Annotated in this window: 19 protein-coding genes; 11 read left to right on the forward strand and 8 right to left on the reverse strand. The window is 68.7% G+C overall.

From position 1 onward, the window contains the following. Positions 1 to 110 precede the first annotated feature (110 nt). Together NVS83_RS04455 and NVS83_RS04460 are read right to left on the reverse strand one after the other, a co-directional pair. The gene (locus NVS83_RS04455; RefSeq protein WP_258738245.1) at positions 111 to 416 is read right to left on the reverse strand and encodes a hypothetical protein; all 306 of its coding nucleotides are present in this window, start codon (positions 414 to 416) and stop codon (positions 111 to 113) included. Between the two features lie 127 nt (positions 417 to 543). Then, on the reverse strand, positions 544 to 1,185 hold the full coding sequence (locus tag NVS83_RS04460; protein ID WP_258738246.1) for a glutathione S-transferase family protein: 642 nt from the start codon (positions 1,183 to 1,185) through the stop codon (positions 544 to 546). A gap of 145 nt (positions 1,186 to 1,330) precedes the next feature. Between NVS83_RS04460 and NVS83_RS04465 the strand changes: the two genes are divergently transcribed. The 4 genes from NVS83_RS04465 (at position 1,331) to NVS83_RS04480 (ending at position 5,239) form a co-directional block, all read left to right on the forward strand. After that, positions 1,331 to 2,533, forward strand: coding sequence for a pyridoxal phosphate-dependent aminotransferase (locus NVS83_RS04465; RefSeq protein ID WP_258738247.1), 1,203 nt, complete (start codon positions 1,331 to 1,333; stop codon positions 2,531 to 2,533). Positions 2,534 to 2,641: 108 nt separating this feature from the next. Beyond that, a complete protein-coding gene (locus tag NVS83_RS04470) occupies positions 2,642 to 3,133 on the forward strand; it encodes a DUF992 domain-containing protein (RefSeq protein WP_258738248.1) in 492 nt (163 codons plus the stop codon). Positions 3,134 to 3,282: 149 nt separating this feature from the next. Beyond that, positions 3,283 to 4,314, forward strand: a complete 1,032-nt coding sequence (gene msrP / locus NVS83_RS04475) for a protein-methionine-sulfoxide reductase catalytic subunit MsrP (protein ID WP_258738249.1) — start codon at positions 3,283 to 3,285, stop codon at positions 4,312 to 4,314. A 400-nt stretch (positions 4,315 to 4,714) separates the two neighbouring features. Beyond that, complete coding sequence (locus NVS83_RS04480; protein WP_258738250.1) at positions 4,715 to 5,239, forward strand: DUF2380 domain-containing protein; 525 nt, start codon at positions 4,715 to 4,717, stop codon at positions 5,237 to 5,239. A 1-nt stretch (position 5,240) separates the two neighbouring features. On the opposite strand, the gene NVS83_RS04485 is transcribed toward NVS83_RS04480, so the two are convergent. Together NVS83_RS04485 and trxB are read right to left on the reverse strand one after the other, a co-directional pair. Next, the gene (locus tag NVS83_RS04485) at positions 5,241 to 6,134 is read right to left on the reverse strand and encodes a LysR family transcriptional regulator (RefSeq protein ID WP_258731493.1); all 894 of its coding nucleotides are present in this window, start codon (positions 6,132 to 6,134) and stop codon (positions 5,241 to 5,243) included. Between the two features lie 41 nt (positions 6,135 to 6,175). Further along, complete coding sequence (gene trxB / locus NVS83_RS04490) at positions 6,176 to 7,162, reverse strand: thioredoxin-disulfide reductase (protein WP_258738251.1); 987 nt, start codon at positions 7,160 to 7,162, stop codon at positions 6,176 to 6,178. A 292-nt stretch (positions 7,163 to 7,454) separates the two neighbouring features. Between trxB and NVS83_RS04495 the strand changes: the two genes are divergently transcribed. The 4 genes from NVS83_RS04495 to NVS83_RS04510 are packed head-to-tail and all read left to right on the forward strand — an operon-like array spanning position 7,455 to position 10,492. Beyond that, positions 7,455 to 7,931, forward strand: coding sequence for an Lrp/AsnC family transcriptional regulator (locus NVS83_RS04495; RefSeq protein WP_258730677.1), 477 nt, complete (start codon positions 7,455 to 7,457; stop codon positions 7,929 to 7,931). Continuing rightward, positions 7,928 to 8,818, forward strand: coding sequence for a glycosyltransferase family 8 protein (locus NVS83_RS04500; RefSeq protein ID WP_258738252.1), 891 nt, complete (start codon positions 7,928 to 7,930; stop codon positions 8,816 to 8,818). The genes NVS83_RS04495 and NVS83_RS04500 overlap by 4 nt, the downstream gene beginning before the upstream one ends. A 4-nt stretch (positions 8,819 to 8,822) precedes the next feature. Then, on the forward strand, positions 8,823 to 9,461 hold the full coding sequence (locus tag NVS83_RS04505; RefSeq protein ID WP_258738253.1) for a methyltransferase domain-containing protein: 639 nt from the start codon (positions 8,823 to 8,825) through the stop codon (positions 9,459 to 9,461). Then, positions 9,458 to 10,492, forward strand: coding sequence for an ELM1/GtrOC1 family putative glycosyltransferase (locus tag NVS83_RS04510; RefSeq protein ID WP_258738254.1), 1,035 nt, complete (start codon positions 9,458 to 9,460; stop codon positions 10,490 to 10,492). Before NVS83_RS04505 ends, NVS83_RS04510 begins: the two co-directional genes overlap by 4 nt. Before the next feature lie 18 nt (positions 10,493 to 10,510). Here NVS83_RS04510 and NVS83_RS04515 read toward each other — a convergent pair whose 3' ends face one another. The 4 genes from NVS83_RS04515 to carA all read right to left on the reverse strand — a co-directional run bounded on the left by NVS83_RS04515 (position 10,511) and on the right by carA (position 17,006). Beyond that, the gene (locus tag NVS83_RS04515; RefSeq protein WP_258738255.1) at positions 10,511 to 11,611 is read right to left on the reverse strand and encodes a glycosyltransferase family 4 protein; all 1,101 of its coding nucleotides are present in this window, start codon (positions 11,609 to 11,611) and stop codon (positions 10,511 to 10,513) included. Between the two features lie 30 nt (positions 11,612 to 11,641). Further along, positions 11,642 to 12,115, reverse strand: a complete 474-nt coding sequence (greA, locus tag NVS83_RS04520; protein ID WP_258730672.1) for a transcription elongation factor GreA — start codon at positions 12,113 to 12,115, stop codon at positions 11,642 to 11,644. 134 nt (positions 12,116 to 12,249) lie between these two features. Further along, positions 12,250 to 15,585 carry a carbamoyl-phosphate synthase large subunit gene (gene carB / locus NVS83_RS04525; protein WP_258738256.1) on the reverse strand — a complete coding sequence of 1,112 codons (3,336 nt, stop codon included), beginning with the start codon at positions 15,583 to 15,585 and terminating at the stop codon, positions 12,250 to 12,252. Between the two features lie 200 nt (positions 15,586 to 15,785). Then, on the reverse strand, positions 15,786 to 17,006 hold the full coding sequence (gene carA / locus NVS83_RS04530; protein ID WP_258730670.1) for a glutamine-hydrolyzing carbamoyl-phosphate synthase small subunit: 1,221 nt from the start codon (positions 17,004 to 17,006) through the stop codon (positions 15,786 to 15,788). A 241-nt stretch (positions 17,007 to 17,247) separates the two neighbouring features. On the opposite strand from carA, the gene NVS83_RS04535 reads away from it, so the two are divergent. From NVS83_RS04535 to dnaG, 3 genes are all read left to right on the forward strand, one after another. Further along, on the forward strand, positions 17,248 to 17,703 hold the full coding sequence (locus NVS83_RS04535; protein WP_374114505.1) for a GatB/YqeY domain-containing protein: 456 nt from the start codon (positions 17,248 to 17,250) through the stop codon (positions 17,701 to 17,703). A gap of 89 nt (positions 17,704 to 17,792) precedes the next feature. Then, positions 17,793 to 18,563 (forward strand): transporter substrate-binding domain-containing protein, encoded by a 771-nt coding sequence (locus tag NVS83_RS04540; protein ID WP_258738257.1) that lies wholly within the window; start codon positions 17,793 to 17,795, stop codon positions 18,561 to 18,563. Between the two features lie 172 nt (positions 18,564 to 18,735). Beyond that, positions 18,736 to 20,667 carry a DNA primase gene (dnaG, locus tag NVS83_RS04545; RefSeq protein WP_258738258.1) on the forward strand — a complete coding sequence of 644 codons (1,932 nt, stop codon included), beginning with the start codon at positions 18,736 to 18,738 and terminating at the stop codon, positions 20,665 to 20,667. Positions 20,668 to 20,761: the final 94 nt, after the last annotated feature.

The following is a 20,761-nucleotide window of genomic DNA, read 5'->3' on the forward strand; positions in this document are numbered from 1 at the left end:
TCCGCAGAAGGTCGGGACGCGCATGGTTAGATCACGGTGCGGGCAAACGCCAATGCGCAGGGCCTGACAAGCCCGTGAAGCGGGCGGGGAGGGCGCGCGGGCGCGGGTCCTCAGCCCTCGCGCCGGCCGGAGGAGGAAGAGCGCGCCGGCTGCAGCGTGTTGCGCAGCATGAAGCTGGAAAGGCCGCACAGGCCGATGAAGCCGGTGAGCAGCACCGCGCCCATGGCGATGCGCCCGTCGCTCGCCATGGCGGGGTGGATTTCGAGCGCGACCGCGCGCTGCAGGCTGAACATGCAGAGCACGGCCACGATGGCGAGGGTCAGCGAGAGCACGACGCCGGCTTCCAGCAGCGCGCGGCGAAAGCGGCGGCCGGCGGTGCGGCTCGGCTCGGCAGGTCCGACTTGGTGACGCGGCATGGCGAAATCCCTTCCGTGGGGCGGTTCGTCTGTCTGACGGAAGGCAGGTTCGCAGCCGATCCCGGCCCGGCTTCGGCGCCACTTTGCGCGAGGCGGCGCCATTTCGGGGCGTTTTCGCGGCAATTGGTTAAATGCTGTTTACCTTCTCGGGTACCGTCTCCGGCCGCCACTCCATGGCGACATGGCCGGGGTCGGCGGCCACCCGCTGCAGCCAGCGCCGGACCGCGGGGAAGGGCTCGAGGTCGAACTCGCCTTCGCCCGCGACATGCGTGTGCGCGTAGAGCGCGATGTCGGCTATGGAGAGGGTGTCGTCGGCGAAGAAGGCGCGGCGCCCGAGATGGCGCTCCATCACCCCCAGCGCCGCGTAGCCTTCCTCGAGCCAGCGGTCGATGTCGTGGGTGCGAAGGTCCCGCCCACCGCGCACCAGCTTGAGCCAGAACCGGGCGGCGGCGATAGCCGGTTCGTGGCTGTGCTGCTCGAAGAACATCCAGCGCAGCACCTCGGCCCGCGCCAGCGGCCCGTCGGCGAGGAAGCGGGTGCCGCTGGCGAGATAGAACAGGATCGCGTTGGACTCGGCGAGGAAATGCCCGCCGGGCAGCTCCAGCAGCGGCACGCGCCCTTCCGGGTTGCGCATCAGGAATTCGGGCGTGCGGTTCTCGCCCCGGAGGATGTCGACGTCCACCAGCGTGAAGGGCACGCCGAGCTTCGCCAGCAGCAGCCGCACCTTGTAGCAGTTGCCGGAATTCTGCATGGAATGGAGCTTGAGCACGCGCGACGTCCCGTCATCCCCGAACGAAATCCGGCCAGGGCGTCAGAGTAACGCATCGTCCGGTCCGGGAGCAGGTGGGGAATCGCTTGCGGGCGCGCAAGGGCTCGACTAGTTGTCGCGCGCATCAAACTTAAGGAGACCGGCCATGAGCCTCATTTCCTCCGCCCTCAAGCGCATCAATCCCTCCCAGACCATCGCCATTTCCAACAAGGCGCGGGAGCTGAAAGCGTCGGGCCGGGACGTGATCGCGCTCGCGGCCGGCGAGCCGGACTTCGACACGCCCGAGAACGTCAAGGAAGCCGCGATCAAGGCGATCCGCGACAACCAGACCCGCTACACGGCGGTCGACGGCATTCCCGAGCTGAAGGCGGCGATCGTCGCCAAGTTCAAGCGCGAGAACGGCCTCGACTACAAGCCAAGCCAGGTGACGGTCGGCACCGGCGGCAAGCAGGTGCTGTTCAACGCGCTGGTGGCGACGCTCGACGTCGGCGACGAGGTGGTCATCCCCGCCCCGTACTGGGTCAGCTATCCCGACATCGTGCAGTTCGCCGGCGGCACCCCCGTGCCGGTCGAGACCAAGCTCGAGGACAACTTCAAGCTCCAGCCCGCCGATCTCGAGGCCGCGATCACGCCCAAGACCAAGTGGCTGATCTTCAACTCGCCCTCGAACCCGACCGGCGCCGCCTACAGCCGCGCCGAGATGAAGGCGCTCACCGACGTGCTGGTGCGCCATCCGCATGTGTGGGTGCTCACCGACGACATGTACGAGCACCTCGTCTATGACGACTTCGAGTTCGTCACCCCCGCGCAGGTGGAGCCCTCGCTCTACGAGCGCACGCTGACCATGAACGGGGTCTCCAAGGCCTATTGCATGACCGGCTGGCGCATCGGCTACGCGGCGGGGCCGGAGGTGCTGATCAAGGCCATCGGCACGCTGCAGTCGCAGTCGACCTCGAACCCGAACTCGATCGCCCAGTGGGCGGCCGTGGAGGCGCTGAACGGCCCGCAGGACTTCATCGCCGCCAACAACAAGGTGTTCAAGGAGCGGCGCGACCTTGCCGTCTCCATGCTCAACCAGGCGGCGGGGCTCACCTGCCCGAAGCCGGAAGGCGCGTTCTACGTCTACCCGTCCTGCGCCGGGCTGATCGGCAAGTCGACTGCCGCGGGCAAGCTGATCGAGAACGACGAGGTCTTCGCGACCGAGCTGCTCGAGGCCGAGGGCGTGGCGGTGGTGCATGGCTCGGCCTTCGGCCTCGGCCCCGCCTTCCGCATCTCCTACGCCACCGCGACCAAGGACGTGGAAGAGGCCTGCCTGCGAATCCAGCGCTTCTGCGGTTCGCTGCGCTGAGGTAATATCCTGGAGTCCGGCCGGAAACCCACCCCGGCCGGACATCGTTGCGCGCCTCCATCGCCGGTTCGTCCGAACCGGCCGCGCGTTCCCCAGGGAGTGTTATCCATGATCCGTTACGTTGCCTCGCGCGGGCTTCTGGCCGCCGCGCTTGTCGTTGGTGCCGGCGTGCTCGCCGCAGCTCCGGCCTCGGCCCAGACCAAGCGCGTCGAGGTCGGCACGCTGGCCTGCCAGGGCAGCAAGTCCGTGAGCTTCATCATCGGCTCCAAGCGTACCCTCGACTGCACCTTCAAGAGCCGCCGCGGCACCTCCTATCGCTATGAGGGCACGATCCGCCGCTGGGGCCTCGATGTCGGCGTGACCGGCCGCAACACGCTGCTGTGGACGGTGCTGGCGCCCTCGCGCGGCGTGCATTCGGGCGATCTCGATGGCGACTATGCCGGCGTGTCCGGCAGCGTGGCGCTCGGCGTCGGCGTCGGCGGCAACGTGCTGGTCGGCGGCTCGCGCGACACGATCGCCCTGCAGCCCTTCAGCGTCGAGGCCCAGACCGGCGTCAACGTCGCGGTCGGCGTCGGCAACCTGCGCCTGTCCTCGAAGTGAGCCTGACCTGATCGAAAAGGCGGCCGGTGGCGACGGGTTCGCGCGCCACCGGCCGCTTTTTTTGCGAATTGCACGCTTAGTTGAAGTCCGGACTGAAATAGTCGGCCCCGTCGCGGCGTATTCTCTTCGTCATCCTCGAGGAGAACGTCATGCATATCCGCCATCGGCCATCCTGGGAGCTGCCCGAAAGCGCGGCGACGCCGGAATCCGTCTATCTCTCCCGCCGCGCGCTGCTGGGCGCGGGCGCCGGCCTCATCGGGACGCTTGGCCTGCCGGGCGGGGCGCAGGCGGGGTTTCTGGACAGCCTCGGCCTGTCGGGCGGCGACAAGGCGCCGAAGGGCCCCGCGCCCGGCGATCCCGCCAACGACCCGACCAAGGATCTCTATCCGGCCCGGCACAACGACGCCTTCACCCTCGACCGGCCGGTCACGCCCGAGGACATCTCGGCCAACTACAACAATTTCTACGAGTTCGGCTCCGACCGCTCCTACTACCAGGTGGCCGACGTCTGCGCGCAGATGCCGCGCCGGCCCTGGACGGTGAAGATCGACGGGCTGGTCGAGAAGGAGCGCGAGGTCGGCATCGACGACCTCATTCGCGCCATGGCGCTGGAGGAGCGGCTCTACCGCCACCGCTGCGTCGAGGCGTGGTCGATGGCGGTGCCGTGGACCGGCTTCCCGGTGAAGGACTTCGTTTCCTGGGCGCGCCCGCTCTCCAGCGCGAAATACATGCGCATGGAAACCTTCCTCAATCCGGATGTGGCGGCCGGCCAGCGGCGCTTCACCTATCCGTGGCCCTATGTCGACGGCCTGACCATGGCCGAGGCGACCAACGACCTCGCCTTCTTCGTCACCGGCATCTATGGCAAGCCGGCGCCGAACCAGTTCGGCGCGCCGCTGCGCCTTGCCGTGCCGTGGAAGTACGGCTTCAAGTCGGTGAAGTCGATCGTGCGCATCTCCTTCGTGGAGGAGCGCCCTGTGGGGCTCTGGGAGCAGATCCAGGGCCGCGAATACGGCTTCTGGGCCAATGTGAACCCCGCCGTCCCGCATCCGCGCTGGAGCCAGGCGAGCGAGCGCGACATCGGCACCGGCGAGCGGCGCCCGACCGAGATCTACAACGGCTATGGCGAGCAGGTCGCCGGCCTCTATGCCGGGATCAAGGGCGAGAACCTGTTCATGTGACCGGCGCGCCGGGCGGGCGTCCGACGCCCGCCGTACCAGCCCTCTGGGCCTGCTCTATCGGCCGCCTGCGGCCCTTGCGCTGGCGGGCCTCCCGCGACATCCCACCGGACAAGAAAAAAGCCGGGCTCTTGCGAGCCCGGCTAAGTCTCGCCGCCGAGGCGGCGAACCTTCCAGAGGGGAACAGCCGAAGCATCGCCTCGGCGTCACGACCCATATGATCAACGAGAGGGCATCTTTCAATGAAAAATGCCCGCATGGCAGGCATGCGTTATTGCATTGACCGCTCGATAGTTTGATTTTGCCCCTTGTTTGAGCGTTTTGACGGTAGGTGAGTCTTGCCCCCTCCTGCGCTAGAATAGCGCCCAAGGGCCGTGAGAATGCCCGTTTCAGGAGGATCGCCATGCTGCTTCGCCCGCTCGCCGTGCCGCTGCTCGCCGCCGCCGCGCTGTCTCTCGCCATCCCCGCCCTGGAAGCCGCGCCGTCCGTGGAGGCCGCGCGATCCGTCATCGCCATTCCCGAGATCGGCTTCAGCGATTCGTCCGGCGAGGCGCGCAACCAGCAGGCCGAGCACGATGCCCGGCGCCAGGCGCTGACGAAGGGGCTGGTCACCGAACTCGGCGCCGAGGCGGATCTGGCGAGCCTGCCGCTCGCCTGCACCGAGCCGTGCCCGCTCGACGCCGAGGGCGTGGAGAAGCTGCGCGAGCGCGCCCGGGCCGAAGGCGCCGCGTTCCTGCTGGTGGGCAAGGTGCACAAGATGAGCACGCTGGTGATGTCGATGCGCTTCGCCGTGCTCGACACGACGAGCGGCAAGCTCGTGCTGGAGCGCCTGCTCAGCTTCCGCAGCGACAATGACGAGGGCTGGCGCCATGCCGGCGCCTATGTCGCGCGCGAGGTCGCCGACAGCTTCGCCGGCGAGGCGAAATAGCTCAGAAGTTCCAGCGCTGCGCCTTGGCGACGAGGAAGTCGCGGAACACCTGGATGCGCGCCACCGACCGCATTTCCTGCGGGTAGACGAAATAGGCTTCCAGGGTCGGCGTCGGCCGCTCCTGGAAGAGCTGCACCAGCGTGGCGGAATCCTCGAGCAGGTAGTCCGGCACGATGCCGATGCCCACGCCCCGCTCCACCGCCCGCTTGAGGCCGAGCACGTTGTTGACCGAGAGCGAGGGGACCCGTCCCGGCTCCTCCTCGTCGAGCCCGGCCCGCTCCAGCCAGTTCAGGCCCTGGAAATAGCTCGGGATCGGGCCGCCGAGCAGGATGATGCGGTGCTTCTCCAGCTCGTCGAGCGTGCGCGGGTGGCCGTTGCGCTTGAGGTACTCGGCCGAGGCGAAGGCGTGGAAGTGCACCGTGAACAGCTTGCGCTGGATCAGGTCCGGCTGCACCGGCTGGCGCAGGCGGATGGCGACGTCCGCCTCGCGCATGGCGAGGTCGAGCTCGTCGTCGGTCAGGATCAGCGTGATGCGGATGTCGGGATAGAGCTCGAGGAACTCGCCGATGCGCGCCGTCAGCCAGTGGGTGCCGAGGCCCATGGTGGTGGTCACGCGCAGCTCGCCGTTCGGCTTCTCGCGCGAGTCGGTCAGCTTGGCGCGGGCCGCCTCCAGCTTCATGAACACTTCGTGCGCGGTGCGGTAGAGCAGGTCGCCCTGTTCGGTCAGGATCAGGCCGCGCGCATGGCGGTGGAACAGCGGGATGTTGAGTTCCTGCTCCAGCGCCGAGACCTGCCGGCTAACCGCCGACTGGGAGAGGCCAAGCGCCTCGCCGGCATGGGTGAAGGAGCCGGCCTCCGCGGCGACGTGGAAGACCTTCAGCTTGTCCCAGTCCATGTCGCGGGCACGGTTGGCCTTGTTTTCCATGGCTCAGCTGCTCACTCGGCGGCTTCGGCGAGGGGCTCGTTGGCGGCGAGGAAGCGCTCGGCCTCCAGCGCCGCCATGCAGCCCATGCCGGCCGCGGTCACGGCCTGGCGGAAGACGTCGTCGGCGACGTCGCCGGCGGCGAACACGCCTTCCACCGAGGTCTGGGTGGAATGGGAGTCGGTCCAGACATAGCCCGAGGGCTTGAGCTTGAGCTGCCCCGCGACCAGATCGGTCGCCGGCGCGTGGCCGATGGCGACGAACACGCCGTCGGTCCTGTATTCGGTGAGGGCGCCGGTATCGACGTTCTTCAGCACGATGCCGGTGACCTTGGTCGGGCCTTCCTCGCCCTTCACCTCGTCCACCACCGCGTTCCAGATCACCTCGACCTTGGGATGGGCGAACAGGCGCTCCTGCAGGATACGCTCGGCGCGGAAGCCGTTGCGCCGGTGCACCACCGTGACCTTGGAGGCGAAGTTGGTGAGGAACAGCGCCTCTTCCACGGCGGTGTTGCCGCCGCCGATCACGAACACTTCCTTGCCGCGGTAGAAGAAGCCGTCGCAGGTCGCGCAGGCGGAGACGCCGAAGCCGCGATAGGCCTGCTCGGAGGGCAGATCGAGCCAGCGCGCCTGCGCGCCGGTGGCGAGGATCACCGTCTCGGCAATCCAGACCTGCCCGGAATCGGTCTCCAGCCGGAACGGGCGGGAGGAGAAGTCGGCCTTGGTGACGATGTCGTTGACGATGCGGGTGCCCATCTTCTCGGCCTGGACCTGCATCTGCTCCATCAGCCACGGACCCTGGATCGGGTCGGCGAAGCCCGGATAGTTCTCGACGTCGGTGGTGATGGTGAGCTGCCCGCCGGGCTGGATGCCCTGGATCAGCACCGGCTCGAGCATGGCGCGCGCCGCATAGACGGCGGCGGTGTAGCCCGCCGGGCCGGAGCCGATGATCACCACCTTGACGTGGTTGGGCGACGCACTCGAAATCAGGGCCGGCGACATTCGATTCACCTGTTGCGGACCAGAGGGATCACACCCGGCGGGCGGCAGGCCCACGGGACAAGACCCCGGCCAATTGGGCGACTCATGCGCGGTCCGCAAGTGCCGCAGAGGTCAGCCATGCGAAAATGTAAGAGCTGGCCCGCCGCTCTGCAAGTCGCGCAATGATTGGCCTTTAGTTTTCCAGAGGGAAGATTGCGCGCGGGCGCCGCGAAAGATAATTGCTCTGGCGGGCCGCTGCTCTATGGTCGCGGCCGGAATTGCGATTTCCGCCGACCCGACAGGAGCTGCCGGCTTGCCACGCCGTATCGACGCGATCGACCTGAGCATCCTGCGCGAGCTCCAGGGCGACGGCCGCATCACCAATGTGGAGCTGTCGCAGCGCGTCGGCATCTCCGCTCCGCCCTGCCTCAGGCGCGTGCGCGCGCTGGAGGAGGAAGGCATCATCAAGGGCTACCGTGCCCTGCTCGACGAGAAACAGCTCGGCTTCGAGCTCATGGCCTTCGCCATGGTGCATCTCGTCAGCCAGGCCGAGGCTGACCTCAACGCCTTCGCCGGGCAGGTCGAGCGCTGGCCGCTGGTACGCGCCTGCTGGATGCTCTCGGGCGAGACCGACTTCATCCTGCTCTGCGTCGCCCCGGACCTGCGGACGTTCCAGAGCTTCGTGCTGGAGCTGACCGGCGCGCCCAACGTGCGCAACGTCAAGACCGCCCTCACGCTCAAGCAGACCAAGGATGCCGCGGTGGTGCCGATGGAGGGGGAGCTTCCTTGATCGTCGCTACCGCGACCGATACCGCCTATGTGGAACTGACCGCCGTGCTGCTTGCCTCCCTGGCCGAACAGGCCGGGCCGGGCATCGATGCGGTCTATGTGTTCTGCGACGGTGTCAGCCCCGCCAACAAGGAGCGGCTGCGGCTCAGCTATGGCCGCGAGGGCCTCGCATTCATCGACCTCACCGACGCGATGGGCGCCTTCTCCGCCCGGCCGGTCAACCACCACCTCTCGCGCACCGCCTATGCGCGCATCCTGATGCCGCTGACGCTGGCCGACGCGACCGGCCGGCTGCTCTATATCGACTGCGACACGCTGGTGAACGGCTCGCTCGCCCCGCTGGACGAGATCGACATGCAGGGCCACGCGCTGGCGGCGGTCGACGACATCGCGATCCAGGTTCCCGAGCGCCACGCCAAGCGCAACCTCGACATCGGCATGCCGGCGGACATGCGCTATTTCAACAGCGGCGTGCTGCTGATCGACCTCGAGGAATGGCGCCGCCAGCGCGTGTCCGAGCGCGTCATCGAGTTCGTCGATGCCCATCCCGAACTGCCGATGATGGACCAGGACGCGCTGAACGGCACGCTGCGCGGCGACTGGCTGGCGCTCGACGAGCGCTGGAACATGCACCGCCGCCTCAAGAAGGGCCGCTATGTCGACGACCCGTCGATCTGGCAGGACGCGCGGATCATCCACTTCATCGGCCAGATCAAGCCGAATTATTCCGATTGCGGCCACCCGGCCCGCACGCTCTATTTCGAGCACCGTGCCCGCACGCCCTTCGCCAACGCCCCGGTGAAGACCAAGCTGGGCCGGAAGGTTGAGAAGCGGGTGCGCCGGCTGAAGCGTCTCTTCGGCCGGGTCAGACGGGCGTTCGGGAGCTAGCGCCGTGGAGTACAGCCTCGTCGACGAGTATGCGAAGCTCCATTCGCGCCATCGCTACGGGGCCACGGCCCGGCACGCGCTGGCCGACATGCTGCCCCACATCCTCGCGCTGAAGCCCGCCTCGCTGATCGATTTCGGCTGCGGGCAGAGCAATCTCGCCATGCTGATCGCCGCCAAGGCGGGCATCGGCACGTTCCACCGCTACGATCCCGCGATCCCCGAGCTTTCCGCCCTGCCGTCCGGGCGGGTCGAGCTCGCCGTGAATGTCGACGTGATGGAGCACATTCCCGACGAGGAGATCGACGCCGTGCTCGCCAGCATCGCGGCGGTGGCGACCCACGCGCTGTTCGTCATTGACACCGGCCCGGCCAAGATCCTGCTCTCGGACGGGCGCAACGCCCACGTCTCCCAGCACGACGCGACGTGGTGGCTGGCGCGGCTGAAGCCGCACTTTCCCGCCATCCGGGAAATGCCGATCCACCGCCGCAACCGCGTCGCCTTCAAGACCTGGGACGGGGAGGTCGGCGGCCTCGTCGGGCTCGGCGTGAGGGCGCGGGAAAGGGCGATATACCGCACGCAGAAGCTCGCCCGCTCGGCGCATCGCAAGCTGTTCGGCGCCGGCAATCGCGGGGCCTCGCGGTGAAGCTGCTGGTCCTGCGCGACAAGAAGCCTGGCCATTTCAACCAGGCGGAAGGCGTCGCGCTGGCGGTGGGCCGGCTCGGCGAGACCGAGGTCGCGCGGATCGACGTGCGCCCCTCCTGGTTCGCCCATGACGACGTGCGCAAGCTCATCATGCGCCGCTACGGACGCGACGCGCGCGCCTGGCTGCGCCGCATGTACCATATCGAGGCGGACGCGCTGGAGCGGCCGGACGTCATCATCGGTTCGGGGCGGCCGACCATCGCCGCCGGCATCCTGCTCAGCCGCGTCTTCGGCGGGCTGCCCTTCCTCTATTCGGGCGGCATCGGCGGCTACGACACGCGCGAGGTGAGCCTCATGGTCGTCGCCTCGCCGCGCGCGGCCGGCAATCCGCGCTGCGCCTGGGCGCTGATCCCCTCAACCATCGATCCCGACGCCTATGCGCCCCCGCGCCGTCTCGCCGCGCCGGCCGATCTGCGGGGCGCCGAGCTCGCTTTGCTGGTCGGCGGCACCGCCTACCGTAAGGAGTGGCCGCAGAACGAGTGGGAGGCGCTGATCCGGCTGGTGCGCGAGACGGCGCGCGACTTCGGCGTACGCTGGCGCGTCTCGACCTCGCGCCGCACGCCGGACGAGGTCGGGGTCATGTTCGCCGCGCTCGCCGCCGAGGGTGCGCTGGCCGAGTTCGTCGACTATCGCAGCGCCGGGCCGGGCTCGGTGCGGGCGCTGTTCGGCGCCGACGCGGTGGTCGTCACCGAGGATTCCATGAGCATGCTGGCCGAGGGGATCACCGCCAAGCGCCCGGTCATCGGCCTGCGCTCGGCCAAGGTCCATGACGGCTATGCGAGCGAGGCCATCGCCTCCTGGTGCACCGCGCGCTGGGGCGTCGCCGGACAGAGCCTCGCCATATTGCCGCTGGGAACCGTCACCGGCGAGCAGTTCGCGGCGACGCTCACGCGGCTGGAGCCGCCGCAGCAGGACCAGAGGGCGGAGCTGTCGAAGCTGATCGCGCCGGTGCTCGGCCTCGACGGCCGGTAGAGGGCGCGCGAAGCCGGGTCAGCCCTTTGCGGCCCAGACCGCCTCGTAGACCGCGTTGATCTTCTGCGCCTCGATCTCGATCGAATGCGTCATCTCGATATGGCGCCGCGCGGCCTCGGCTCTGGTCGCGCGCTCCGCCTCGTCGAGCGCCATGAAGGCGCGGACGGCCTGGGCCATGGCGTCGACGTCGCCGGGCGGCACGAGATTGCCGGTCTCGCCCTCGACCACCAGCTCGTCGAAGGCGCCGACCGTGGTCGCCACCACCGGCACGCCGCAGGCCATCGCCTCCAGCGGCGTCACGCCGAACCCCTCCCAGCGCTGGGGCGCGACATAGAGGTCGAGCGCGCCGTACCAGGCTGGCGTCTGCGAGGTCGCGACCTCGCCGGGAAACAGGATGCGGTCGGCGAGGCCGGCCTTCTCGACCTTGGCCTTCTGCTCGGCGAAGAAGTCCTTGTGCGCGGCCGTCGCCCGGCCGAGCACGACGCCGCCCCAGCCGGGATGGTCGGGCAGGGTGCGGATCAGCGCGTCGACGAACACGTCGGTGCCCTTCTGCGCGCGGATACGCCCGAAGCACCCGACCAGCTTCAGCGCCGGCAGGCCGAGCCCCGCCCGCACCGCCGCCTTGTCGGGGGGCGGGGCGAACTGGGCGATGTCTATGCCGTGATGGATCACGCTCGAGGGGCGCTCGAGATAGGACGCCGTCTTCTCCGAGGTGGAGATGACGCCGTCCATGCGCCCGATCAGGAACCGCGTCCAGCGCGTGTGCCAGCGCTGCGAGGCCGAGGTGAACACCAGCAGCAGCCGCATCCGCAGTACGTCGCGCAGCAGCACGCCCGCCAGCATCTCGACATTGCGCCGGGCGTGCCAGATGCGTGCGCGTCGCCGCGCCGGCGCGCGCCAGAAGCGCAGCAGGTCGGCATAGCCGATATGCGGCACCTCCCGCGCGAGGCCGGGGCCGAGCGCGGCGATGTGGACCTCGCGTGCCTGGAACGGCAGCACCCGCTCCAGTGTCGCCGTGACGCCGGAGAGGCGGCGCTTGAAGTTCGGCGCCACCACCTCCAGCCGCGCGACGTCGACGGCCGCGGGGCTCGTCGCCGCGGGCGTCTCCTCACGGGGCATGGAGAGGGCCGGCATGTCGCGGGAAAGGCGTCAGGCGAAGCGGACGTCGGCTATCTCGTAGGAGCGCGCGCCCTTCGGGGTGACGACCTCCACCGAGGTGCCGAGCTTCTTGCCGATCAGCGCGCGGGCCATGGGCGAGGAGATGGAGATGCGGCCGGCCTTGGCGTCGGCTTCCATGTCGCCGACGATCTGCCAGCTCTTCTCCTCTTCGGTGTCCTCGTCGATCAGCGTGACCGTGGCGCCGAACTTCACTGTGTCGCCGGACAACTTGGCGACGTCGATGATCTCGGCGCGCGACAGCTTGTCCTCGAGATCGGCGATGCGGCCCTCGTTCAGCGCCTGCTGTTCCTTGGCCGCGTGGTACTCGGCGTTCTCGGACAGGTCACCATGGGCGCGGGCTTCGGAGATCGCCGCGATGATACGCTGGCGATCGACCTGCTGGCGCTGCTTGAGCTCGCTCTCGAGGGCGGCGTGGCCGCCGGCGGTCATCGGAATCTTTTCCATAGGTCTTTTCTTGACCTCCCAAAATGCAAATGCAGCCCTGCGCGGCGACCTTCGACCCCCTTGGGCTGAAGGCGCATCCGCGACGGCCGGTCATGTAAGTCTGTCGCGGCCATCCAGCATCGCCGCGAGCGATGTCATTGAGGGCCGGAGCCGAAGTAATCCTGCAGGGCGCGCACTTCCAGATCGCCGCCAATATAGGCCTTGACCCCTCGCGCCGCTGCGATGGCACCTGATAGCGTGGTGTAATATGGCACTTTGTGCAAGAGGGCCGCACGGCGCAGTGATCGCGAATCCGCCAGCGCCTGCGCGCCCTCGGTCGTGTTGAACACGAGCTGCACGCCCCCGTTCTTGATCACGTCCACGATGTGCGGGCGGCCTTCCAGTACCTTGTTGATCTTGTCTGCGTGGATGCCGTTCTCGGCCAGGAAGCGCTGCGTGCCGGAGGTGGCGATGATCTTGAAGCCGAGCGCGACCAGCAGCCGCGCCGTCTCCAGGATGCGCGGCTTGTCGTCGTCGCGCAGCGAGATGAACACCGTTCCCGAGGTCGGCACCTTGGTGCCGCCGCCGAGCTGGCTCTTGGCGAAGGCCACCGGGAAGGACCCGTCGAGCCCCATCACCTCGCCGGTGGAGCGCATCTCCGGCCCCAGCACCGTGTCGACGCCGGGGAAGCGGGCGAAGGGGAACACCGCCTCCTTCACCGCGACGTGGCCGCCGGTGAAGGGCGTCAGCCCGAAGGAGGCGAGCGTCTCGCCGGCCATGATGCGCGAGGCGATCTTGGCGATCGGCTGGCCGATCACCTTGGCGACGAAGGGCACGGTGCGCGAGGCGCGCGGATTGACCTCCAGCACGTAGATCGTGCCGTCCTTGATGGCGTACTGCACGTTCATCAGGCCGCCGACCTGAAGCGCCAGCGCCAGCTTGCGGGTCTCGGCCTCGAGTTCGGCGATCATCTGCGGCGACAGCGAGTAGGGCGGCAGCGAGCAGGCCGAATCACCCGAATGGATGCCGGCCTCCTCGATGTGCTCCATGATGCCGCACACGAAGGTGTCCTTGCCGTCGGCGAGGCAGTCGACGTCGACCTCGATCGCGTCCGACAGGTAGCGGTCGAACAGCAGCGGGTTCTTGCCCAGCAGCGTGTTGATCTGGCCGGTCTTGTCGTTCGGGTAGCGCGCCTTGATGTCGTTCGGCACCAGCCCGGGCAGCGTGCCGAGCAGGTAGTCGCCGAGCTGGCTGTCCTCGCGGATGATCTGCATCGCCCGCCCGCCCAGCACGTAGGAGGGGCGCACCACCATCGGATAGCCGAGGTCAGCCGCCACCAGCCGGGCCTGCTCCACCGAATAGGCGATGCCGTTGGAAGGCTGGCGCAGCTTCAGCTTGTCGAGCAGCGTCTTGAAGCGGTCGCGGTCCTCGGCGAGATCGATCGCTTCCGGAGAGGTGCCGAGGATCGGGATGTCGGCTTCCTCGAGCGCGCGGGCGAGCTTGAGCGGCGTCTGGCCGCCGAACTGCACGATGGCGCCGTGCAGCACGCCGTTGGAGCGCTCGCGGTCGAGGATCTCGATCACGTCCTCCGCCGTCAGCGGCTCGAAATAGAGCCGGTCCGACGTGTCGTAGTCGGTCGAGACGGTCTCCGGGTTGCAGTTGACCATGATGGTCTCGTACCCGGCGTCCTTCAGCGCGAAGGCGGCGTGGCAGCAGCAATAGTCGAACTCGATGCCCTGGCCGATGCGGTTCGGGCCGCCGCCGAGAATGGCGACCTTCTTGGCGTTCGAGGGGCGCGCCTCGTCCACCATGTCGCCGGCGAACGGGGTCTCGTAGGTCGAGTACATGTAGGCGGTGGGCGAGGCGAACTCGGCGGCGCAGGTGTCGATGCGCTTGTAGACCGGGCGCACGTCGAGCCCGCGGCGGCGCGCGGAGACCTCGGCCTCGGTCAGCCGGGCGAGGCCGGCGAGGCGCGAATCCGAGAAGCCCATCGCCTTGAGGCGACGGAAGGCGCCCGCGGTGCGCGGCAGGCCGTGCGTGCGCACCTTGGCTTCCATGTCGACGATCTCGCGGATCTGCGCGAGGAACCACGGGTCGATCTTGCAGCCGGCGTGGATCGCCTCGTCGTCGAGGCCGAGCCGCATCGCCTGCGCGACCTTGAGCAGCCGGTCGGGCGTGGGCGTGCCGATGGCGGCGCGGATGGCGTTCTTGTCGTCGCCGAGGCCGAGGCCCTCGATCTCGATCTCGTCGAGCCCGGTAAGGCCGGTTTCCAGCGAGCGCAGCGCCTTCTGCAGGCTCTCCTGGAAGGTGCGCCCGATCGCCATCGCCTCGCCCACCGACTTCATCGAGGTGGTGAGCACCGGGTCGGCGCCGGGGAACTTCTCGAAAGCGAAGCGCGGGATCTTGGTGACGACGTAGTCGATGGTCGGCTCGAACGAGGCCGGGGTGGCGCCGCCGGTGATGTCGTTGGCGATCTCATCCAGCGTGTAGCCGACCGCGAGGCGCGCGGCGACCTTGGCGATCGGGAAGCCGGTCGCCTTCGAGGCCAGCGCGGAGGAGCGCGACACGCGCGGATTCATCTCGATCACGATCATGCGGCCCGTCTCCGGGTCGATCGCGAACTGCACGTTGGAGCCGCCGGTCTCCACGCCGATCTCGCGCAGCACGGCGAGCGAGGCGTCGCGCATGCGCTGATATTCCTTGTCGGTCAGCGTCAGCGCCGGGGCGACGGTGATCGAATCGCCGGTGTGGACGCCCATCGGGTCGATATTCTCGATCGAGCAGACGATGATGCAGTTGTCCGCCTTGTCGCGGACGACCTCCATCTCGTACTCCTTCCAGCCGAGCACGCTTTCCTCGACCAGCACCTCATTGGTGGGGGAGGCGTCGATGCCGCGCTCGATGATCTCGATATATTCGCTCTTGTTGTAGGCGATGCCGCCGCCCTGGCCGCCCATGGTGAAGGACGGGCGGATGATGGCCGGCAGGCCGATCTCATCCAGAGCTTCAAGAGCCTGCGGCAAGGTCTTGATCTGGCGCGAGCGCGGCGTGTCGAGGCCGATCTTGGTCATCGCGTCGCGGAACAGCTCGCGGTCCTCGGCCTTGTCGATCGCCTCCGCCGTGGCGCCGATCATCTCGACGTCGTACTCGTCGAGCACGCCCATCTTGCGCAGCGAGAGCGCGCAGTTGAGCGCGGTCTGCCCGCCCATGGTCGGCAGCAGGGCGAAGCCGCCGGGGATGGCATGGCGCTCCCGGGCGATGATCTTGGCGACGATCTCCGGCGTGATCGGCTCGATATAGGTGGCGTCCGCGAGGTCCGGGTCCGTCATGATGGTCGCCGGATTGGAGTTCACCAGCACCACGCGGTAGCCCTCGGCCTTGAGGGTCTTGCACGCCTGGGTGCCGGAATAGTCAAACTCGCAGGCCTGACCAATGACGATAGGTCCGGCGCCGACGATGAGGATGGTGGAGATATCTGTGCGTTTCGGCATCGGATCCCGTGCGGCTCGCGCATTTGTCCGGGCACACGAAAAAGGACGCGTCGGGCAACGCGTCCTTGGCCGAACCCGGATCGGACTTTCTTGGCGAGGCATTCCCCCGCGGATTGGGCGCTTCCCTTAAACCAGATTCTGGCGGGGGGGAAGGGCAGGCGGCGCGGGCGCGTCATGCGCCCCCGACGCGGAAGGCGGCTTCACGCCGCCTTCTTGTTTTTCGCGATCATCTCGACGAAGCGGTCGAACAGGTAGTGGCTGTCCTGCGGCCCCGGGCTGGCCTCGGGGTGGTACTGGACCGAGAACACCGGCCTGTCGGTGAGCTGGATGCCCGCATTCGAGCCGTCGAACAGCGAGACGTGGGTCTCCTCGGCGCTCGCCGGCAGGCTGTCGCGATCGACCGCGAAGCCGTGATTCATCGAGGTGATCTCGACCTTGCCGGTGGTCCTGTCCTTCACCGGATGGTTCGCGCCGTGGTGGCCCTGATGCATCTTCATCGTGCGCCCGCCGACCGCGAGGCCGATCATCTGGTGGCCGAGGCAGATGCCGAAGGTCGGCACGCCGGCCGCGATGATGTCGCGGATCACCGGCACGGCATATTCCCCGGTCGCGGCCGGGTCACCCGGACCGTTGGAGAGGAACACCCCGTCCGGCTTCAGCGCCATGATCTCGTCGGTCGTGGTGGTGGCGGGCACCACCGTCACCTTGCAGCCGGCGCGGGCCAGCAGGCGCAGGATGTTGCGCTTGATGCCGTAGTCCACGGCCACGACATGGTGCGCGGGCGCGCTCTGGTGGCCGTAGCCCTCGGGCCAGGTCCAGGGCGTCTCGTCCCAGGTGAAGCGCTGGGCGGAGGTGACCATTGGCACGAGGTCCATGCCGACGAGGCCGGGCCATTCGGCCGCCTCCTTCTTCAGCGCCTCGACGTCGAACACCCCGTCCGGCGCGTGGGCGATCACCGCATTGGGCATGCCGCCGTCGCGGATCAGCGCGGTCAGCGCGCGGGTGTCGACCCCGGAGATGGCGATGATGTTGCGCGCCTTCAGCCACTGGTCGAAATGGCGCGTCGCCCGGTAGTTCGAGGGGTCGGTGATCGCCGAGTGCAGCACCACGCCGCGCACGCCGGAGGCGCCGGCCATCGAGATGGTCTCGATGTCCTCCTCGTTGGTGCCGACATTCCCGATATGCGGGAAGGTGAAGGTAATGATCTGCCCGGCATAGGAGGGGTCGGTGAGCACCTCCTGGTAGCCGGTCATGGCGGTATTGAAACATACCTCGCCGACCGCGTGGCCCGTGGCGCCGAGGCCGAAGCCTTCGAGCACCGTGCCGTCCGCCAGCACCAGCAGTGCCGTCGGCACCGGCTCGGCCCAGGCGTCCTCGACCCACACTTCGTCGTCGGAGGGCTGTCCAGCGCTTCCGTTCATCGTGTCTTGTTCCCTGTCGTCGTGTGTCCTAATTAGTCGGTCGCCGCGCCGGACGCCAGCCTTGTGGTTGCGCATCTGTCCTTCGGCGGGCGGATGGCTGCGGGAACGCCATCCGCTGCGGACGGTGGCAGCGGTCGACGGTGCATGGGGCGTCGGGGCGGATCAACAATACGAACGCGGATGACGGTAGGGCGCGGAACAGCACCGCACGACCGGCCCGCGCATTTGAAGAGGCTGAGAAGTGCTGCGGGATGAAATCAACAGTTCCCTGAAAGAGGCCATGAAGGCCGGGGACAAGACGCGCCTTGGGACGCTCCGGCTGGTGAACGCGGCGATCAAGGACCGCGACATCGAGGCGCGCGGCCATGGCCGCGATCCGCTCGCCGACGACGAGGTGATGGCGCTGCTGACCAAGATGATCAAGCAGCGCGAGGAATCGGCGAAGGTCTATGAAGAGGCCGGCCGCGTCGACCTCGCCACCCAGGAGCGGGACGAGACGGCGGTCATCCAGACCTTCCTGCCCAAGCAGATGACCGAGGCCGAATCGCAGGCCGCCATCGCGGCGGTGATCCAGGAGATCGGCGCCCACGGGCTGAAGGACATGGGCCGCACCATGGCGGCGCTGAAGGAGCGCTACACCGGCGTGATGGACTTCGGCAAGGCGAGCGGCACGGTGAAGGCGCTGCTGACGGCCTGAACGGGCAGGTGATCCCCGCTAGCCGGTGCCGGCCCGCTCGCGGACGGCGTGCCGAGAGGGCGTTTTTGCCGAGAAGGCATGGAGGGAACATGAATCCGTCAGCGTCGTCCTCGCGCCTCGGTCTCGCCCCTCCATCGCCCGACATCCGCGACCTGCTGGCGCCGGGCGGCGTGCTGCGCGCCGGGATCAACCTCTCGAACTTCCTGCTGGTCACCGACCGCACGCCCGAAGGCGATCCGGTGGGCGTGTCGCCCGACATGGCACGGGCCTTCGCCGACTATCTCGGCGTCGGGCTCGCCCTGGTGCCCTATTCCTCGCCCGGCCTCATCGCCGACGCGGCCGGGAGCGACGAGTGGGATATCGCGCTGATCGGCGCCGAGCCGCAGCGCGCCGAGTTCATCAGCTTCGCGCCCGCCTATTGCGAGATCGAGGCGACCTATCTCGTCCCCGACGGCTCGCCCTTTTCCTCCGTCGACGAGGTGGACGCGGCGGGCGTGCGGATCGCCGTCACCCGGCGCACCGCCTACGGCCTCTGGCTGGAGCGCAACATCTCGCGCGCCATGCTGGTGCAGTTCGAATCCGGCAAGGAGACGCTGGCCGCCTTCGTCGGCGAGAAGCTCGACGCGCTGGCCGGGCTGCGGCCGGGCCTGCTGGGCGATGCCGCCGGCATCCCCGGCTCGCGGGTGCTGCCGGGCGGCTACACGGCGGTGCGCCAGGCCATCGGCACGCCGCGCGCGAAGCACGCCGCGCTTGAGACGATCAGCCATTTCGTCGAGGCGGCGAAGCGCAGCGGGCTGGTCGAGGAACTGATCGACCGGCGCGGCGTCCAGGGACGGCTGACGGTAGCGCCCGCCGCCTGAGGGCGCCTCGTGCGCAGGCCGGCCCGGTGGATACTGGGGATAGCGGATGATAGTGGACAGATGGTGCTCGGCGCGGGCGCCACTTAAGCGCCACCATGGATGCCTAATGGGCCGATGCGGCCCGGCTTTTGCCTGCTGATTCGGGCTGCCCGACGAAAGACCCGCTGCCGCCATGCGCTTCCCGCCCTCGTTCCTCGACGAGATCCGTGCCCGCCTCCCGGTGTCGGAGGTGGTGGGAAAGCGCGTCCAGCTGAAGAAGCAGGGCCGCGAATGGCGCGGCCTCTCGCCATTCAATCCCGAGAAGACGCCGTCCTTCTACGTCAACGACCAGAAGGGCTTCTATCACTGCTTCTCCTCCGGCAAGCATGGCGACCAGTTCGACTTCCTGATGGAAGTGGAGGGCCTGCCCTTCCCGGAAGCGGTGGAGCGCCTCGCCTCCATGGCCGGCCTGCCCATGCCGGTGCAGTCGCGTGAGGAAGAGGTCCGCGAGAGCCGCCGCAAGACGCTGCACGAGGTGATGGACCTCGCCGCCCGCTATTTCGAGGCGACGCTTCAGGGCCGCGCCGGCGCCAAGGGACGCGGCTATCTCGCCGATCGCGGCCTCGGCCCGGCGACGCAGGCGCGCTTCCGCCTCGGCTACGCGCTGCCCGAGCGCTTTGCGCTGAAGGAGGCGCTCGGCGCGCGCGGCGTGCCGGTGGAGGACATGGTCGAGGCCGGCCTGCTGATCGCCGCCGAGGACGTGCCCGTTCCCTATGACCGCTTCCGCGACCGGGTGATGTTCCCCATCACCGACCTCCGCGGGCGCGTGGTCGCCTTCGGCGGGCGGGCGCTGGAGAAGGACGTCCCGGCCAAGTACCTGAACTCGCCCGAGACCTCGCTCTTCCACAAGGGCTCGCTGCTCTACAACGGCTTCAACGCCCGCGCCGCCGCCCACAAGGGCGCGCCGGTGATCGCGGTGGAAGGCTATGTCGACGTGATCGCCCTCGTCGAGGCAGGCTTCGCCGGCGCGGTCGCCCCGCTCGGCACCGCGCTCACCGAGGAACAGCTCGCCCTGCTGTGGAAGATGGCGCCCGAGCCGGTGCTGCTGTTCGACGGCGACAAGGCGGGACGGCGCGCGGCCTATCGCGCGCTCGACCTCGCCCTGCCGCATCTCAAGCCCGGCATGAGCCTCACCTTCGGCACGCTGCCCGACGGGCAGGACCCGGACGATCTGGTGCGTGCCGGCGGGCGCGAGGCGGTCGATGCCGTGCTCGGCTCGGCCCGGCCGCTCGCCGAGGTGCTGTGGACGCGCGAGATGGAGAGCGCCAGCGTCGACACGCCCGAGCGGCGCGCCGCGCTCGAGGCGCGCATCGGCGAGATCGTGCGGGTGATCGCCGACGAGACCGTGCGCAAGCACTACCGCAGCGACCTGATGGAGCGCTTCCGCCGCCTGTTCCAGCCCGTGGTGGTGCAGGGCGGGAGCGGCCGGCGCGACGCCGCCCCGGCCGGGCGAGGCGCGGGGCGCGGGGCGGGACGGGGCAATTTCCCCGGCCGGCGGCCGCCCGCCGCGGTGGCGGGCGAGGCGATGCGCCGCTCCGCCCTGCTGCGCGGCGCGGCGGTGCAGATCCCGCGCAACGAGGCGCTGCTGCTGTTCGCGGCGATGAACCATCCCTGGCTGCTGGACCAGTTCGCCGAGGAACTCGCCGCCATGGCGTTCCTCAACAAGGAGATGGCGGAGCTGCGCCACGCCCTGCTCGACGCCCATATGGAGGGCGAGGCGGAGGACGCCGCGCACGTCGCCGCCCGGCTGGAGGCGGCGGGTCTCGCCCCGCTCGTCGCGCGCCTCGCCCAGCTCGCGGTGCCGCGGCACGACTGGCCCGCCTATGCGGACGCCGCGCGCAGCGACGTCGAGTTGTGGTGGCATCAGCGGCTGGGCTTGCACCGCCGAAGCCACGCCCTATCTAGAGACCTGAAGGAAGCCGAGAAACGCCTCGCGGAGGAGCCCACCGAAATGAACTGGGCACGGTTTCTCGATGTACAAAGACAGCTGGCGGCACTTGACGGCACCGAAGCTTTGGTAGAGGGGTTCGGCGCCGCGTCGGGACGACCGATGCGGTCGATGTAGGAATCCGGGTCGCCCGTCCGCACGCCTAGGGCGTCGCGGAGCGGAAGGCCCTATTTGCGTCGCGGTTCGCGTGTTGCGGGCGGGGCGGAGAATA

Source organism: Ancylobacter mangrovi, from assembly GCF_024752335.1.
In the GTDB taxonomy this organism is placed as follows: Bacteria; Pseudomonadota; Alphaproteobacteria; order Rhizobiales; family Xanthobacteraceae; genus Ancylobacter; species Ancylobacter mangrovi.